The sequence below is a fragment of the Achromobacter maghribensis genome (assembly GCF_057334215.1).
Genome location: NZ_JBHFII010000026.1, coordinates 129,329 through 144,872 on the forward strand (window position 1 = coordinate 129,329; position 15,544 = coordinate 144,872).

Annotated in this window: 15 protein-coding genes; 6 read left to right on the forward strand and 9 right to left on the reverse strand. The window is 66.5% G+C overall.

Translation table 11 applies throughout. From position 1 onward, the window contains the following. A partial coding sequence (locus ACE039_RS11430) for a SurA N-terminal domain-containing protein (RefSeq protein WP_448708583.1) occupies positions 1 to 618 on the reverse strand: 618 nt, incomplete at its 3' end. Further along, a complete protein-coding gene (locus tag ACE039_RS11435; RefSeq protein ID WP_448708582.1) occupies positions 615 to 3,005 on the reverse strand; it encodes an LPS-assembly protein LptD in 2,391 nt (796 codons plus the stop codon). The genes ACE039_RS11435 and ACE039_RS11430, both read right to left, overlap by 4 nt. Positions 3,006 to 3,174: 169 nt before the next feature. On the opposite strand from ACE039_RS11435, the gene ACE039_RS11440 reads away from it, so the two are divergent. The 6 genes from ACE039_RS11440 to ACE039_RS11465 all read left to right on the forward strand — a co-directional run bounded on the left by ACE039_RS11440 (position 3,175) and on the right by ACE039_RS11465 (position 8,180). Beyond that, entirely contained in the window at positions 3,175 to 4,215 is a 1,041-nt protein-coding gene (locus tag ACE039_RS11440) for an aminoglycoside phosphotransferase family protein (RefSeq protein ID WP_448708581.1), read from the forward strand. Continuing rightward, positions 4,215 to 4,901: an N-acetylmuramate alpha-1-phosphate uridylyltransferase MurU gene (murU, locus tag ACE039_RS11445; protein WP_448708580.1), complete on the forward strand. Its 687-nt coding sequence runs from the start codon at positions 4,215 to 4,217 to the stop codon at positions 4,899 to 4,901. Before ACE039_RS11440 ends, murU begins: the two co-directional genes overlap by 1 nt. Positions 4,902 to 5,047: 146 nt before the next feature. Then, positions 5,048 to 5,746, forward strand: a complete 699-nt coding sequence (locus tag ACE039_RS11450; RefSeq protein WP_448708579.1) for a DUF6776 family protein — start codon at positions 5,048 to 5,050, stop codon at positions 5,744 to 5,746. Positions 5,747 to 5,869: 123 nt separating this feature from the next. Beyond that, positions 5,870 to 7,495 carry an FAD-dependent oxidoreductase gene (locus ACE039_RS11455; protein ID WP_485822409.1) on the forward strand — a complete coding sequence of 542 codons (1,626 nt, stop codon included), beginning with the start codon at positions 5,870 to 5,872 and terminating at the stop codon, positions 7,493 to 7,495. Next, positions 7,492 to 7,719 carry a hypothetical protein gene (locus tag ACE039_RS11460; RefSeq protein WP_448708577.1) on the forward strand — a complete coding sequence of 76 codons (228 nt, stop codon included), beginning with the start codon at positions 7,492 to 7,494 and terminating at the stop codon, positions 7,717 to 7,719. Before ACE039_RS11455 ends, ACE039_RS11460 begins: the two co-directional genes overlap by 4 nt. Continuing rightward, the gene (locus ACE039_RS11465) at positions 7,716 to 8,180 is read left to right on the forward strand and encodes a MarR family winged helix-turn-helix transcriptional regulator (RefSeq protein ID WP_105555471.1); all 465 of its coding nucleotides are present in this window, start codon (positions 7,716 to 7,718) and stop codon (positions 8,178 to 8,180) included. Before ACE039_RS11460 ends, ACE039_RS11465 begins: the two co-directional genes overlap by 4 nt. On the opposite strand, the gene ACE039_RS11470 is transcribed toward ACE039_RS11465, so the two are convergent. From ACE039_RS11470 to ACE039_RS11500, 7 genes are all read right to left on the reverse strand, one after another. Further along, the gene (locus tag ACE039_RS11470; RefSeq protein WP_105555472.1) at positions 8,177 to 8,503 is read right to left on the reverse strand and encodes a 4a-hydroxytetrahydrobiopterin dehydratase; all 327 of its coding nucleotides are present in this window, start codon (positions 8,501 to 8,503) and stop codon (positions 8,177 to 8,179) included. The genes ACE039_RS11465 and ACE039_RS11470 overlap by 4 nt on opposite strands. Before the next feature lie 8 nt (positions 8,504 to 8,511). Further along, a complete protein-coding gene (locus tag ACE039_RS11475) occupies positions 8,512 to 9,159 on the reverse strand; it encodes a YiaD family glycine zipper/OmpA-like lipoprotein (protein ID WP_485810793.1) in 648 nt (215 codons plus the stop codon). A gap of 135 nt (positions 9,160 to 9,294) precedes the next feature. Continuing rightward, entirely contained in the window at positions 9,295 to 9,978 is a 684-nt protein-coding gene (locus ACE039_RS11480; RefSeq protein ID WP_448710550.1) for an HAD family hydrolase, read from the reverse strand. 96 nt (positions 9,979 to 10,074) lie between these two features. Beyond that, a complete protein-coding gene (locus ACE039_RS11485; protein ID WP_448710549.1) occupies positions 10,075 to 10,713 on the reverse strand; it encodes a hypothetical protein in 639 nt (212 codons plus the stop codon). A 107-nt stretch (positions 10,714 to 10,820) separates the two neighbouring features. Further along, complete coding sequence (gene pdeM, locus ACE039_RS11490) at positions 10,821 to 11,483, reverse strand: ligase-associated DNA damage response endonuclease PdeM (protein WP_485822410.1); 663 nt, start codon at positions 11,481 to 11,483, stop codon at positions 10,821 to 10,823. Then, complete coding sequence (locus tag ACE039_RS11495) at positions 11,464 to 13,929, reverse strand: ligase-associated DNA damage response DEXH box helicase (protein ID WP_485822411.1); 2,466 nt, start codon at positions 13,927 to 13,929, stop codon at positions 11,464 to 11,466. Before ACE039_RS11495 ends, pdeM begins: the two co-directional genes overlap by 20 nt. Next, positions 13,926 to 15,530, reverse strand: a complete 1,605-nt coding sequence (locus ACE039_RS11500) for an ATP-dependent DNA ligase (protein WP_485822412.1) — start codon at positions 15,528 to 15,530, stop codon at positions 13,926 to 13,928. Before ACE039_RS11500 ends, ACE039_RS11495 begins: the two co-directional genes overlap by 4 nt. Positions 15,531 to 15,544: the final 14 nt, after the last annotated feature.

A 15,544-nucleotide genomic window follows, 5' to 3' on the forward strand; every position in this document is an offset into this window, starting at 1 on the left:
CCCCGCGCCGAACGCCGGATTACGGCGTTGGTCCTTCAGGAAGGCATCCACTTCGGTATCGGAAATGACGATGGTGGAGTCCACCGCGCGCTGGCGCAGGCGGTCCGTGCGGATCTCGTCACGCAGCGATTTGCGGTAGGCGTCCCACGTCGTGCCCGATTTTTCGATTTCGGCCCGCAGTTGCGCCACACTGATCTTGTTGCGCCCGGCGATCGTCTGGATCGCCTGATCGATCTGGGCGTCATCCACCCGGATGCCCAGGCGGTCGGCTTCGTGGCGTTGCACGCGTTCCATGATCAGGCGCTGCAGCACCTGATGCTGCAAGGTCTGGTCGTCGGGCACCTGGATGCCACGCGACTTCAGTTCGCCGGAAATGCGAAGCGACGCATCGCGCAGTTCGCGCAACGTGATCACGTCCTTGTCGACCACGGCGGCGATGCCGTCGACGAACTGCTCGCCCTTCGCTGCGGGAGCCGCGGCCTGCGGCGCGGCCTTGGCGCCATTGTTCGCGGCCCGGCCGGTCTGCTCGGCCGCATGCGCGGCGGACAAGCCGGTGCAAAGAGCCAGCAGCAGCGCGCTGCCCGACAGGCGACGCAAAGAGTGCAACCTACGCATCATTCATACCTTTCAAATGTGGTCCCAGCCGGCACGGGCGGTGTAACGCTGGTGTAGCCGGGGATACTTCTGTTCAGCAGGTTCATCGGATCGGTCCCCAAGGAACCCAGGCCGGTCAGCTCAAGCTGGAAGAACACTGCGGAGTTGGCGTCCGTAGCAGATACGGCATAGCGCTGGTAGACCACGCGGCCCACCCAGCAGCAATCGCCTTTGTACTCCAGGCCGGCAATGGCCTGCGTCACACGAGGGGACTCCATCGTATTGGCCACGGTGCTGGAAGGCCCGGAGCGCAACGAATAATCCACCCGGCCAACGCCGTACCAGCGCTTGGTGAAGGGCCATTGCAGCGCCAGGCTGACCTGGTTCTGGCCCTGCGGCTGGTACGAAACGCCGGTGGGAGGGTCGCGTTGATACCGATACGACAGCGCCACCGTCGTCAGGCGTTGCGGCGACCAGCGCGCGCTGATCAGCCCACGCGACCACTTGTTGTCGTAGGGATTGTACTGGGCCGCCACGTCGGTGCTCAGCGTGTCGGTCAGCGCGGCGCTGGCGCCCACCAGGAAGTCGGAGCGCACGTTTTCACGCGGTGTTTCGCCCGGCAAAGTGACTTGCTGGTCGGCGAAATACAGGCGCTGCGCCACGGCCAGCGAAAGGCGCTCGAAACCGGTGTTGGCGTCCAGCCAGCGCGTCGTCAATGCCGCGGTCAGCTGGTTGGCGTTGGATATACGGTCCCAGCCGCCCGTGTAGATATTCTCTTCGAAAGCCTGAGAGAAGCTGAAATCCGCTAGCGAGGTGTCGTAAACCGGCAGCTTGGACTGGTCGCGGTACGGCACGCGCAGATAGTACAGGCGCGGTTCCAGGGTCTGAGTGGACGCCTTGCCGAACAGCGAAGTATCGCGTTCGAAGATCAGGCCGGCGTCCAAGGACATGATCGGCACTGTCCGCGACTGCGAGCGCGGCAAACCATCCGCCGTCCCGCCGTTCAGGCCCAACGCATCGACGCCATACCACTTGGTCTGGTATTGCGTGTAATTGACGCCCGCTTTCGGAATGATGAACCAACCCGGACGCACGATCGGATAGGACACCGTCGGGTAGGTTTGCAGGCGGTCACCTTCCGGATAGCGTACGGTCGAACCGAAATCCGGCCGGCGGAAACGCACCGCGGTAGAGGTCCAGTCCACATCGAAGCCGCCCCAGTCATAGCGCGCGCCGCGCAGATATAGTTCGGGCTCTTTATCGTATGGGGGCAGCAGGGGCGCGTCCGGATCCTGCAAGGTCTGGTACTTGTAGACCTGCGCGTAGGCGCTCCAGTAGTTGGAAGCCCAGCCCACACGGCCGCGTTGCGGCAGATACGTGGTGGACGCCTGGTTCAAGCCCAGTTGGGAAATATCGCGGTAGTAGTTGTCATCCGAGACTTTCGCAATATCCCAGTCTGCGTAGAAGCCGTGCGAGAACGTCTGCTGGTGACGCCACCAGTACATCCAGCGGTCTTCGCTGGTGACGTTGTCGTTGGGCAGATAGGCGCCATCGATGGTACCCAGGTAGCTCGACCCCAGGTAACGGAATTCGCCGCCCAGTTGCATGCCGCGCTTGGAGAAATAGCGCGGCTGGATCGTCGCGTCGTAGTTCGGCGCCAGGTTCAGGTAGTACGGCAGCGAAAAATCGAAGCCGCCCTGGCTCGTCGTGCCATACGTCGGCACCAGGAAGCCGGACTTGCGCTCCTTCTTGACCGGGAAGGTCATGTAGGGCGAAGCCAGGATCGGCACGTCCTTGAAATACAGCACGCCATTGCGCGCCACGCCTTCGTTTTCGTCGAAGTCGATGTCGACCGTATTGGCCTTGATGTACCAGGACGGCGTCTCGCACGCGCAGCCGCTATACGTGACGGTGTGCAGCCGCATCTGCGACTTGCTGAAGATGTCCGCGTGCTCGGCCACGGCGAACCCGCCCGTGGCCCCCATCCAGAAATTCGGCTTTTCGATTTCGCCGGAATATTTGTCGACGTTGAACTTGGCGTTGGGACCGGTCACCAGCGTGCCGTCGCGCATCATGCGCGCGCTGCCCTGCACGTCGACTTCGCCGGTGTCCTTGCGGTAGTTGATCCGGTCGCCCTTGATGATGCCGTCGATACGGCGCACTTGCGCGCTGCCGGTCAGGGTGAGGTCGGACTCGGGATCGCCCTCGATGCTGTCCGCTTCCATATACGCGGGGATGCTGTCGTCGGGCAGGCGGTGCATCCGCAAACCGGGGGACGTACGCAGCACCGGGGCCGCGGGCGAGACGCTAGCGGATGATGCGGCGGAAGCCGGATCCTGGCTGCCCTGGGCCTGGACGGCCCCGGCGGCGACGCTGACAGCAGAGAGGATCAACCACCGAACCTTGCGCACGAGTGAAAACTGCCCTTTTGTGACGATGGGAAAACCTGGCACCGGCACCGCGGAAGGGCCAATGCGAACGGAAACGAGCCGGTATTATAGAGAAGCCGCGCCATACGCCCAGCCTTATGTGCGCCGGACGCAAATTTCAGCAATATTGCCTTTCTGACACGGATCTTCCTTGAAAAACGATCACGACCCCCGCCTGGCGCAGATCCGCAACTGGCTGGATAGCCTGCCCGCCGACCTGGATCTGGCCGTGGACACGCTGCGCCCCGCCTCCGCCGACGCCAGTTTCCGCCGCTATTTCAGGCTGAACGCCGGCGAGCGCACCCTGATTGTCATGGATGCGCCCCCTGCCCATGAAGACTGCCGCCCCTTCCTGCATGTGGGGCAACTGCTGGCCGACGCCGGCCTGAACGTGCCCAAGGTGCTGGCGCAGGACCTGGACCAGGGCCTGCTGCTGCTGTCCGACCTGGGGGAACAGACCTACTATCAGCGCATCCAGGCCGGGATGCCCGACAGCGAACTCCAGACGCTGTATCGCGAGGCGCTGGCCGCGCTGGTCCAACTGCAAAAGGCCTCCACCGCCGGGCTGGCGACGTACGACAGCACCCGGCTGGCCGACGAGCTGAAGCTGTTCCCCGAGTGGTACGTGCAAAAGCACCACGGCGAGGCACTGGACGACAAGACGGCCAACGCTCTCGATAAGATCTTCGCGCTGCTGTCGGCCAGCAATGGCGGGCAGGCGCAAGTCCTGGTGCACCGCGATTTCCATTCGCCCAATCTCATGGTCTGCGGCCAGCCGCAGTACGGCCCGAACCCCGGCATCATCGACTTCCAAGACGCGCTGGCCGGCCCCATCACCTACGACCTGGCCTCGCTGGTGACCGATGCCCGCACCACCTGGGAAGAACCGCAGCAACTGGACTGGGCCATCCGCTACTGGGAAATGGCACGCGCCGCCGGGCTGCCGGTCGCGTCCGATTTCGCCGAGTTCCACCGCGCCTACGAGTGGATGGGCCTGCAGCGCAACCTGCGCATTCTGGGCGTGTTCGCGCGCCTGAACCACCGTGACGGCAAGGCGCACTACCTGGCCCACATGCCGCGCATGAACGGCTACGTGCGCCAGGTGGCGCAACGCTACGGCGTGTTCACCCCTCTGCTGCGGCTGCTGGACAAGCTGGACGACCGCCAGGTCCGCGTCGGATACACCTTCTGATGCAGGCCATGATTCTTGCCGCGGGACGCGGCGAACGGATGCGCCCCTTGACCGACCGGTGCCCCAAGCCCCTGCTTGCGGTCGGCGGCAAACCGCTGATCGTCTGGCACCTGGAGCGTCTGGCCGCGGCCGGCATCCGTGACATCGTCATCAATCACGCCTGGCTGGGCCACGAAATCGAACGCGCGCTGGGCGACGGCACGGCCTTCGGCGTGCGGATCCGCTATTCGGCGGAAGGCACCGCGCTGGAAACAGCCGGCGGCATCGCCCACGCGCTGCCGCTGCTGGGAGACGCGCCCTTTCTGGTGATGAACGGGGACGTCTGGTGCGATTGGGACCCCGCCGCCGCTGCCGGCCTGGCTGCCGGCCTGCCCGAGGGCGGAGCGTGGCTACTGATGGTCGACAACCCGATTCAGCACCCCCATGGCGATTTCCGGCTCGCCCCCGACGGCAGCCTGCACGCGCAGGGGGAGCCTCGTTTGACCTATGCGGGCATCGCCGTCTACCATCCCTCGTTGTTTGCGGATGTCCCGCGCGGCGCGGCGATGCCCATGCTGCCCCTTTTTCGGCAGGCGATGGCCAAAGGCCTGGCTCGCGGCGCGCACCATAGTGGCCGATGGACCGACGTCGGCACCCCTCAACGGCTTGCCGACCTGGACGCCGAGCTCCACGCGGCGGCGCGCTGATGCTCACATATTTCACAATATCAAGGTGCGCAACCAGGATTTTCCGCGCACCCAACGCCCCCGGGTAACGGGGTATTCTCTGACGCTTTGGCTCGCGCGAGCTTCGCGCGAACGAGCAACACACAGGAAGTTTTCTAGGAATGGGGATGTTTGGAAGATCGCAACGGGCCGTGTTCAAGCCCTCCGTATACCAACCCGGTCAACGCACGCGGCGCCTGCCGCGCTGGCTCGTCCTGCTTCTTGTGGGGATTGCCCTGGGTGCGGGCGGCGTGCTCTTCCTGCAAACCAACTACGGTCCGCAACGCCTGACCGTAGAGCAGTCCGAGTCGCTGCATAGCGAGCTCAGCGCTTCCAACCTGGAACGCCAGCGCCTGCAGACCCAACTGGAAGAAGCCACCCAGCAGCGCGACGCCAACAAGTCCGGCCATGAAAAGCTGACCGCCGACCTGGCCGAAGCCCGCAGCAAAATCGAGACGATGAACAAGGAACTGGTCTTGTTCCAGGACGCCATGCCGCCCGATCCGCGCGGCGGCAACCTGGGCATCCGCTCGGCCACGTTCAAGCGCGCCCCCGGCCAACTGGACTACCAGGTGCTGGTCATGCGCGAAGAACGCACCGGCGCGCCCTTCAAGGGCACGCTTACGTTCTCCATCGACGGCAGCTATTCCAACGGCCGCGCGGCCACCGTCACGCCGGAAGGTCCGGCACTGACCGTCGATCGCTACGACTACGCGTTGGGCCAGTTGAAGCTGCCAGACGGCTTCACCCCCAAGGTGGTGGTGCTGCGCGTGATGGACGGCGGCCAGAAACAACAGGCGATGCGCATCTATTACGTCCGCAACTGACGCCTTCGGCATCGCTGCGAAACCCCGCCCTGATCAGGCGGGTTTTTTTTGCCTGGCGAAATTGGTTGCGTGCGCAACCTTTCAATAATATAGTTGCGCACACAACTACATTTCGGAGACAAGATGCCGCTCCCCTCGCACGTTCCCGTCCTGATTGCCGGCGGAGGCCCCGTCGGCCTGACGCTTGCCGCCCTGCTGGCCGAATACGGCATCGCCTCGCTGACGGTGGAAGCCGACGATGATTACTGCACCGGCAGCCGCGCGATCTGCATCTCGCGCCGGTCCCAGGAAATCCTGGGCTGGGCCGGCGCCGACCAGCCGCTGGCGGCGACCGGCCTGCCCTGGACCGGCGGGCGCAGCTACTACCGCGACCGCGAAGTCCTGCACTTTGAAATGCCGCACGACCCGCTGCAACGCTATGCGCCGATGGTCAACATCCAGCAGTACTCGATCGAGGAATACGCCCATCAAGCCATGCAACGCCATCCCGAACGGGCCGCGCTGCAATGGTCGGCCCGCGTGGCCGGGTTGCGCGCGGACGCCGACGGCGTGACGGTCGAGGTCGATGCGGGCGGGCAACGCCAGACGGTGCGCGCCGACTGGCTGATCGCCTGCGACGGCGGACGCAGCACCGTGCGCGAAGCGATGGGCCTGAAGCTGGAAGGCATGCAGTACGAAGGCCGCTACGTCATCGTCGATATCGAGCAGGCGTCCACCCGCCCGGTCGAACGCCTGGCGTGGTTCGACCCCCCGTCCAACCCCGGTTCGACGCTGCTGATGCATCGGCAGCCGGGCAACGTATGGCGTGTGGATTACCAGATCCGCGACGACGAAGATGCCGACGAAGCCGTCAAGCCCGAGAACGTGCTGCCGCGCGTGCAAAGCCATCTGGACATGATCGGCGAGACCGCGCCCTGGAAGCCGCTGTGGATTTCCATCTACAACGCCAAATGCCTGACGCTGGACCAGTACCGTCACGGCCGCGTGCTGTTCGCCGGAGACGCCGGCCACCTTGTGCCGATCTTCGGCGTGCGCGGCCTGAATTCCGGCCTGGACGACGCCGGCAACCTGGCCTGGAAGCTGGCCTGGGTGCTGAAGGGCCAAGCGCCCGCCAGCCTGCTGGACAGCTACAGCACCGAACGTGTGCACGCCACCCGCCAAAATCTGGCCTACGGCGCCAAGAGCACCGAATTCATGGCGCCGCCGGATTTCGGCTTTCGCCTGATGCGCGAGGCCGCGCTACGCCTGGCCCTGGCGGACGACACCGTGCGGTCATTGATCAACCCGCGCCAATCCGCGCCTATTTCCTACGACACCTCGCCGCTGAATCTGGCCGACGGCGCGCCCCAAGCCGGCCCGGGCGCCGCGCCCGGCCAGCCCGCGCCCGATGCACGGTTGCAGGACGGCGATACGCCGCGCTATCTAAGCGAGTGCTTTGGCAACGGCTTCGTCGCGCTGGCCGTTTCTCCGACCGCCACGCTGACGGCCGATCTGGATGCGCTGGCGGCAAGCACGCAAGGGGCGCCGCATCCGCTGCGCATCGTGCGCGCGGGCGCCGGCGGCTGGGACGATGCGCATGGCCAATTGCAGCAACGCTACGGCGCCGCGGACGGCCTCATCTATCTGCTGCGTCCCGACGGTTATGTGCTGGGCCGCTGGAATACCCCGGACGCCGCCCGCCTGCGCGCCGCCCTTGCCCCCTACTACCCTTCGATCACCGTATCCGCGCACAAGGAAGGCCAAGCATGAACCCCGAAGAACTGGACCAGGTGTACACCGGCATGGCGCAAGCGCTGACGCGCATGGGTGAACCGCGCGCGCCGCTATTTCTGTCGATACTCGGCTTGTCGCTGCTAAGTCGGCAGCCGGACGCCGCATCGGCGCTGGCGCTGCTGGCGCAGGCGGAAAGCGCCTGCCTGGGCGAAAACGCTGTGGCAAACTATCCCGCCCCCACTCCTGCCCGCCCGACGTGAAACCGCCCGCCCTGGAACGATTCCTGACCTATCGCCTGCACGTGCTCAACAAGATCACGGACCGGGACACGAATCGCGCCTATGTGTCGGACTGCGGTATTCCCTTGGGCGAAGCGCGCTGCCTGGCGGCCATTGGCCGCTACGCGCCGCTGTCCGTCAACGACCTGGCGCGATCGGCCAACCTGAACAAGGGTCAGGCCAGCCGTTCGGCGCAAGCGCTGGTCGAACGCGGGCTGGTCGAAAAGACGCTGTCCGCGTCCGACGGGCGCGGCGTGGTGCTGACGCCGACGGCCGCCGGCCTGGCGCAGTACCAGCGCATCATCGCCCTGATCGCGCAACGCAACGACGAGATCTTCGCTTGCCTGGATGCGGACGAACAGCGGGCCCTGGGCGACATGCTGGATCGCCTGATCGACCATCTGCAAGCCCGGGAAGACGACACGGACGGCGAAGACGGCTAGGCGCCGGCCGCAGGCGCCGTGGCCCCCATCTGCGCGGCGGCCTCGTCCATGAACTGCGCCATGCGCACGTCCAATTCGGTCACGCCGCCGGCGTCATGGGTGGTCAGCGTCACATCCACCCGGTTGTAGACGTTGGTCCACTCCGGGTGGTGGTTCAGCTTTTCCGCGAACATGGCCACCCGCGCCATGAATCCGAACGCCGCATTGAAGTTCGGAAAGCGGAAACGCTTTTCGATGGCGTCGCGCGTGGCCGCGGCCTGCCAGCCGGACAGCGCGGCCACGGCGATATCGGACCCGATACGGGCGGGAGGAAACATGCTCATGACAGACCCTATTGCTTGACCGCGTACAGGTAGATTTCCACGCGCCGATTCAGCGCGCGCCCTTCGGCGGTTGCATTATCGCCGATGGGATCGTTCGGGCCGCGCCCTTCCGCCGCCATGCGGCCAGCCGCCACGCCTTGCTTGGCCAGGTAGTCCGTCACGCTCTTGGCGCGGTTGACCGACAAGGTCTGGTTATGCGCCAACGCCCCCGTGCTGTCCGTATGGCCGACCACCTTGGTGCGCAGCTCTGGATGCTGGTTGAGCGAACGCGCCACGCTGTCCAGCACCGGCAGCAAGGCGGGCTTCAACTGCGTCTTGTCCGTGTCGAACGACACGCCACTGGGAATATTGACCTTCAGGCTGCCATCGGGCATTTCCACGACGTCGATCCCCAGGGACGACGCGCCGGACTGCTGCACATCTTCTTTGACGACCTTCCAGTTGTAGCCCACCAGGCCGCCCGCCACCGCACCGATGCCGGCGCCGATCGCCGCCCCCTTGCCGTGCCCGATCAGGGCACCGATACCGGCGCCGACCGCCGCCCCCGCCCCCGTGCCCACGGCGGTGTTCGTCTGCTGCTGCGTAGCGCAGCCCGCCAGCAGCGCTCCTGCCGCCGCAACCACCGCGATCCGGTTGAACATTGTTCTTGAGTTCATGGCAACCTCCACTATCCCGTGGTGCGCCGGATTATTCCGGCGTAAGCCATGCTAGCAAGCGCGGACAAGGGCACCGGCAACATTTTGTACTACGCACACGGCCAGTCCAGGCTGCCGCCGTGCGCGCCAAGCCGCTCAAGCGTTGCGGAACCGGGCCAGCCACGGCAGCGCGGCGTCCAGCCGGGGCGACTCCCGTTCCGGCGCTGGCGCGCCTTGCGGCAACGACAACCCCACCCGGTTGTGCCAATACGTGCGCAGCCCGACCTTGCTGGTGCCGAACAGGTCATAGCCCGAGCCGGCGACGAACGCGGCATCCTCCGGACGCACCTGCAAACGCGCCAGCGCCAGGGCATACGGCCGGGGATCGGGCTTGTAGAAACCGGCCTCTTCGGACGTCACCACCACATCCCAATCGACCCCCAGCAGGCTGGCGGCCTGGCGGCCCAGGCGGTCGGAACAGTTGGTAACCACGCCCAGGCGGCAATGCGGGCGCAGCGCCTGCAACAATTCCCGTGCGCCGTCCCATGCGGGCAATTCGGCCCAATGCGCTTCCAGCGCATCCGGGGCGCTGGCCGGCAGGCTGACCGCGGCGGCGGCTTCCTGCACCAGTTGCTCGTACGGCTGATAAGCGCCGCAGCCATAGGTGCGGCGCAAATACTCGGCACGCCACGCACGGCCCAGGGCCTCCGTGCCCGCCGCGCGGTTCCAGACGGTCCAGGAATCCAGCAAGGCGGTCAGCAGGTCGAACAGCACCGCGCGCGGGTAGCCGGACGGGGCATCGGTATCCGGAAAATCAGCGGGATCTTGGTGGGGGGACATGCGGGCGCTCCTGGGATGGCAATGCGGCCACTATAAAGAGCCTTGCGTCCGGTGTGATTCAGCCTGCCTTTACCCATCGTTAAGGCCACGCTTAACTCAAACGCGCTTGCCCGCCAGCATCGCCAAGCCGAACAACGCCCCCAGCCCGCCGACAATCGCCAGCGGCACCGACGGTTCGCGCAGGTTCAACGCCATGATGGCCGCCCCCACGCCCAGGGCCGTGATCACCGCGCCAACCAAGCGGGCGCCCGTTGATCCGTAGAAATGCGTCCGACGCGCCGGCTCCGTGCCCGCCGGCTGACGCTTCTGCCAGGCCTGAAGCGCGGCCTGGAATTCGCGCAGCAAGCGCTCACGGTTGGGCGCGTCGACCGGGCTGACGAGCAGCGTGGGACGCCCCGGCCGGACCAGCTTCAGGAAATCGTCGGTGCCCCACCGGGTCAAGTCGGCAAACGCAACCGGTGCGCGCCGCGAGAACACCAGCCCGTCCGGCATCACCGTGACTCGGTTGCGGGTGGGAAACCCTTTGAAGGCCACGAGGGGTGGCACCAGCAGCCCGGCCAGCGCCACAATGGCCGCCCAGAGCACCGGGCCACGGTTGAACACCACCAGCATGAAGCCGCCGGCTGCCAGCGCGAACGCCAGCGGCACCGACAACTGATGCCAACGGGTATAGACCGCCGCCTGGATGCCATCGGCGCCCCCCGGCGTCGATCCGCGGCAGGCACGGTCAGGCATGTTCATCTGCCCCGGACATGCCCGGCGCCTTCAACGCGGCAATCCCTTTTTCGCGCATTTTTTCTCCATTTGCTTAGGTTCTGCGATGCCCTTGCCCGCCCTTCAGTCTACGACGTGAATCCTATCGCCAAGGCGCTGCCCTCCACGCATGCGACAAGCCTGCTGCCATCGCCCGCGTCGACGGCATGCCCACCGGTAAAGTCAGAAAACGCAGGCAGCACGGTCATGCCGTCCCGTAACCAGAACGCGGGCCAACTGCGGGCCACGCCAGGCACGCGGGTCTTTGGATGCACGTGGCCCGCGATGACGTGTCGGCCATGCGGGTCGGCGTGCGGCAGATGCCGGAACAGAAACGGCCCATCGGCCATCGATTCACCCAGTTGCCTGATATTCAGCGCAGCGCCATCCAGCGCGCGGTCGTGGTTGCCGGTCAGGGCAGCCACGTCCAGCGCGGCATGCCGCTTGCGCCATTGCGTCCAGGCGTCGCGCCAGCCCGCCTGGGCCATCGGCCCATGCAGCACATCGCCCACGATCCACAACTGCCGCGCAGCGGTGGAATCCAGCAGCCGGTCCAGGCGCATCAGGTCATCCCGGGTCGCGCCTTGCGGAACGGCGATGCCCGCCTGGCGAAACACATGGCTCTTGCCCAGATGCAAGTCCGCGATGATCAGGCGCGACCGCGCCGGCCAGTACATGGCGCGATCGCCCAGCAGCAGCATCGGTTCGTCCGCCACGTTCACGGACAGCCCTTCATCCCGCGATTCGGGCATAGCGCTTCTCCAATTGCGCCGCGGCGCGCCTGACGCGAGCCTGCCAGGTTTCGGTGCTGAGCTGGCCGCGCAGGCTTTCGGTCCATAGCGGAAAGGACAGCGGCGTCAGCGCACGCGGCGCGCGCAGATCCAGCGACCGCGTCGCGCAATCGTGCAAGGCCGCCAGCAAGCGCGGGGCTTCCAGCTGGATTTCAAGGACTTCCCTTTCCGCCTGCGCCAATAGCAGATGATCGGGATCGTAGCGGCGCAGCACGTCGAACAACAGTCCACTGGACGCCTGCACCTGACGCAGCGAGCGTGCCGCGCGCCCCGGCAGCGAAGGGGTCAGCAAGCCGGCCACGCGGGCAATTTCGCGGAACTGGCGGCGCGCCAACTCTCCCAGATTGACGCCGCTGCGCAGATCAACGTCCATCTGCTCGGGGCTAAGCCATTCACGCAGCAGGGCGTCGTCCAGTTCCGCAGGTTCGGCCAGCGTCAGCATCAGCCCGTAGTCGTTGACCGTATAAGAAAACGTGTTGACCTGCCGCCGGCCCCACCGCAGCGCGATCATGGCGGCCATGCCTTCATGGACGGCGCGCCCCGCGAAAGGGAACAGGAACAGATGCATGCCGCGGCGCGTGACGATGCGCTCGGCCAGCAGACGGCCGGGGCCCGGCAGCCCGCTGGCCGAACGCTGGATTCGCAGCAACGGTTCCACGGCGCGCATCTCGGCGTGGCGGCCCGGATGGGTGAAGAGGCTTTCGACCTCGCTCGCCAGCTGCGTGGACAACGGCATGCGCCCGCCCTGCCAGGTCGCCACGGGCCCCTTGCCGCCCTTGGCGCGGCGCACATAGGCGGTCATGCCTTCCAGCCGCACCAGTTCCAGCGTCCGGCCGGCGAACTGGAAGTGATCGCCCGGACGCAGGCGCGCCAGGAACCCCTCTTCCACCGACCCCAGCCCACCGCCCCGCAAGTACTTCACCGAGACGGCGCCGTCGGCGGTGATGGTGCCGATCGACAGCCGGTGCCGCAGCGCGATGCGGCGGTCATGAACGCGGTAGCAGCCATCGTCGTCCCGTTGCACCCGGCGGAATTCGGGATAGTTCTCCAGCGCTCGGCCGCCTTGAACGATGAAGTCCAGCACCGCCTGCCACGTGGCGCTGTCCAGGGCAGCGTAGGCGTGCGTGCCCCGGACTTCCTCATATAGCTCGGCGGCATTGAAGCCGCCGCCCAACGCCAAGGTGACCGCGTGCTGCGCCAGCACATCCAGGCTGCCACGCGGCGGGGGCCGCGACTCGATGGCGCCGCGCGCAATCGCCTGGCGGGCGGCGGCATATTCGATCAGTTCCAGGGCTTGCGCCGGCACGCAGATCACCTGGCCGGACTCGCCCGGCCGGTGCCTGGCGCGGCCGGCCCGCTGCAACAACCGGGCCACGCCTTTGGGGCTGCCAATCTGCAGCACCTGGTCCACGGCGGGAAAGTCGACACCCAGATCCAGGCTCGACGTCGCCACCACGCAGCGCATCACGCCGTCCCGCAGCCCTTGCTCGGCCTGCGCCCGCAGTTTGGGATCCAGCGAACCGTGATGCAGCGCCAGCGTGGACGCCGCTTCGGGCCAGATGGATTCCAATGCGCGGTGCCATAGCTCGGCCTGCGCGCGGGTGTTGGTGAACAACAGACTGGTCCGCACATCGAACAGGCGCTTGAACACGCGCGGCAACTGAGACAGCCCCAGGTGCCCTGCCCACGGCAACGCGCCGCTGCGCTCGGGCAGCAACGTCGAAATGACGACCTTGCGTGGCGTGGCGCCCGCGACCAGGGGGCTATCCGGCGCATGCGGCAACAGCACCGCGCGGGCTTCCTCCAGGTTGCCCAGCGTGGCCGACAGCCCCCATGTGCGCAACGCCGGCGACAAGCGGCGCAATCGCGCCAGGCACAATTGCAGCAGCACGCCGCGCTTGTTGCCCAGCAGTTCATGCCATTCGTCGACCACGACGCAACGCAGCGCGCGAAAGCGCTGCGACGCATCCGCATAAGACAGCAACAGCGCCAGCGATTCCGGCGTGATCACCAGCACGTCCGCCTTGCCTTGACGAGCGAGGCGCTTGTCGCGCGCGCTGGCATCGCCCGTCCGCAGCGCGACGGTCCAATCGACCTCCATTTCGTGGGCCGTTTGCGCCAAGGCCCGCGCCGTATCGGCCGCCAGCGCGCGCAGCGGCGTCACCCACAGCACGCGTGGCCCCGCGCCGCCCACGGGCAGGGCCAGGGCGGGGTCGGCCAAGGCTTCAAGCAGCGGCCCGCCAAACGCGGCCAGCGTCTTGCCGCTGCCGGTCGGCGTGTGCAGCAACCCGGATTCGCCCGCCAGATAGCGGCGCCAGGTTTCGCGCTGGAACGCGGCCGGCTTCCACCCGCGCGCCTGGAACCAGGCCGACAGCCGAGCATCCCAACCGCGCGGCGTTGCGGTCATCGCGCCAGCGCCTTCAGGGTGTCCAGTTGATCCGCTTCAGCAGCAGGCTTGTCATGCCGCCAGCGCAGGATCCGGGGAAACCGCACGGCGACACCGGATTTGTGCCGCTTGGACAGGTTGACGCCTTCAAAACCCAGTTCGAAGACCTGCACGGGATCGACCGACCGGACCGGACCGAACCGTTCACGCGTGTGGGCGCGCAGCCAGCGGTCCAGCGCCAGAATCTCTTTGTCGTCCAGGCCCGAATAGGCTTTGGCGATAGGCACCAGCGTATCGCCCTGCCACAAGCCAAAGGTGTAGTCGGTGTAGAGCGTGCTGCGGCGGCCGTGGCCGGCCTGCGCGTACAGCAGCACGGCATCGATCGTCAACGGGTCGATCTTCCACTTCCACCAGTCGCCACGCCGCCGTCCGCTCTGATAGCCAGCGCGACGACGCTTCAACATGAAGCCTTCGACGCCGCGTTCGCGCGCTTCCTCGCGCAGCGCCGCGGCGGCGTCCCAACTGGCGGGCGTCACGATCGGCGAAAGGCCAAGGCGCGCATCGGGCTGGCGGCGCAGCAACGTTTCCAGTTGCTCGCGGCGCTCGGCCTGAGGCCGCTCGCGCATATCGGCGCCATTCAGTTCCAGCAGGTCGTAGGCCAGCATGCGAACAGGCGCGTCGGCGAGCCACTTGGGACCCGGCTTCAACCGTTGAATCCGCGTTTGCAACGCCGAGAACGGCATGGGTTGCGCCGCATCTTCTTGCCATGCAAGCAGTTCGCCATCCAGCACGCAATCCACATCCAGCGCCGCCGCGGCCGCTTCCACTTCGGGAAAACGGCCATCCAGGCGTTCTTCGCCGCGCGACCACAACGCCACCTCGCCATGACGCCGGATCAGTTGGGTGCGGATGCCGTCCCACTTCCATTCCAACAACCAGTCATCAATGGGCCCGAGCGCCGACGGCGGACTTTCCAGCGGCGACGCCAGAAAGAAAGGGTATGGCTGCTGGCGGTCACCGGGCAGGTCCTCGGCACTAAGCAGGTCGCGCAAGAAAGCCGGGCTGGGTTCCCAGGCGCCCAGCATGCGTTGGGCGATCCGCGCAATCGGCACGCCCGACATCTCGGCCAGCGCCTGCTGCACCATGCGTTGGGATACGCCGACACGCAACGCACCGGTCAGCAGCTTGTTGAATACCAGGCGCTCATCGAACGGCAGGCCAAGCCACGCCGATACGACGACGTCGCGCCGCTCGGCCTCGTCACGATTGGCGACCGGCAGCAACCGCTCTTCGATCCAGTCCGCCAAACCGCGCTCCGGCGCGGGATGAGCGGGATCGGGCATCAGCAAGGCCAGCGTTTCGGCCAAGTCGCCAACCTGGTCGTAACTGGCGTCGACCAGCCAGGGCGCGGTGCCCGACGCGGCGGCTGCCCAGGCACGCAATTCGGCCACGCCCGCGATCTTGCGCCGCGCGCTGGTGATTTTTCCGCCAGCAAGCAGATAAAGCGCCCAGGCGGCGTCGCGTGGTGGCGCGTCCCGGAAGTACGCAGCCACCGCGCCACGTTTATCCAAGGTGGCGGTGCTGCGGTCCAGCTCTTGATACAGCGCTGCGAATCGCTTCATGCCAGGGTGCGCCT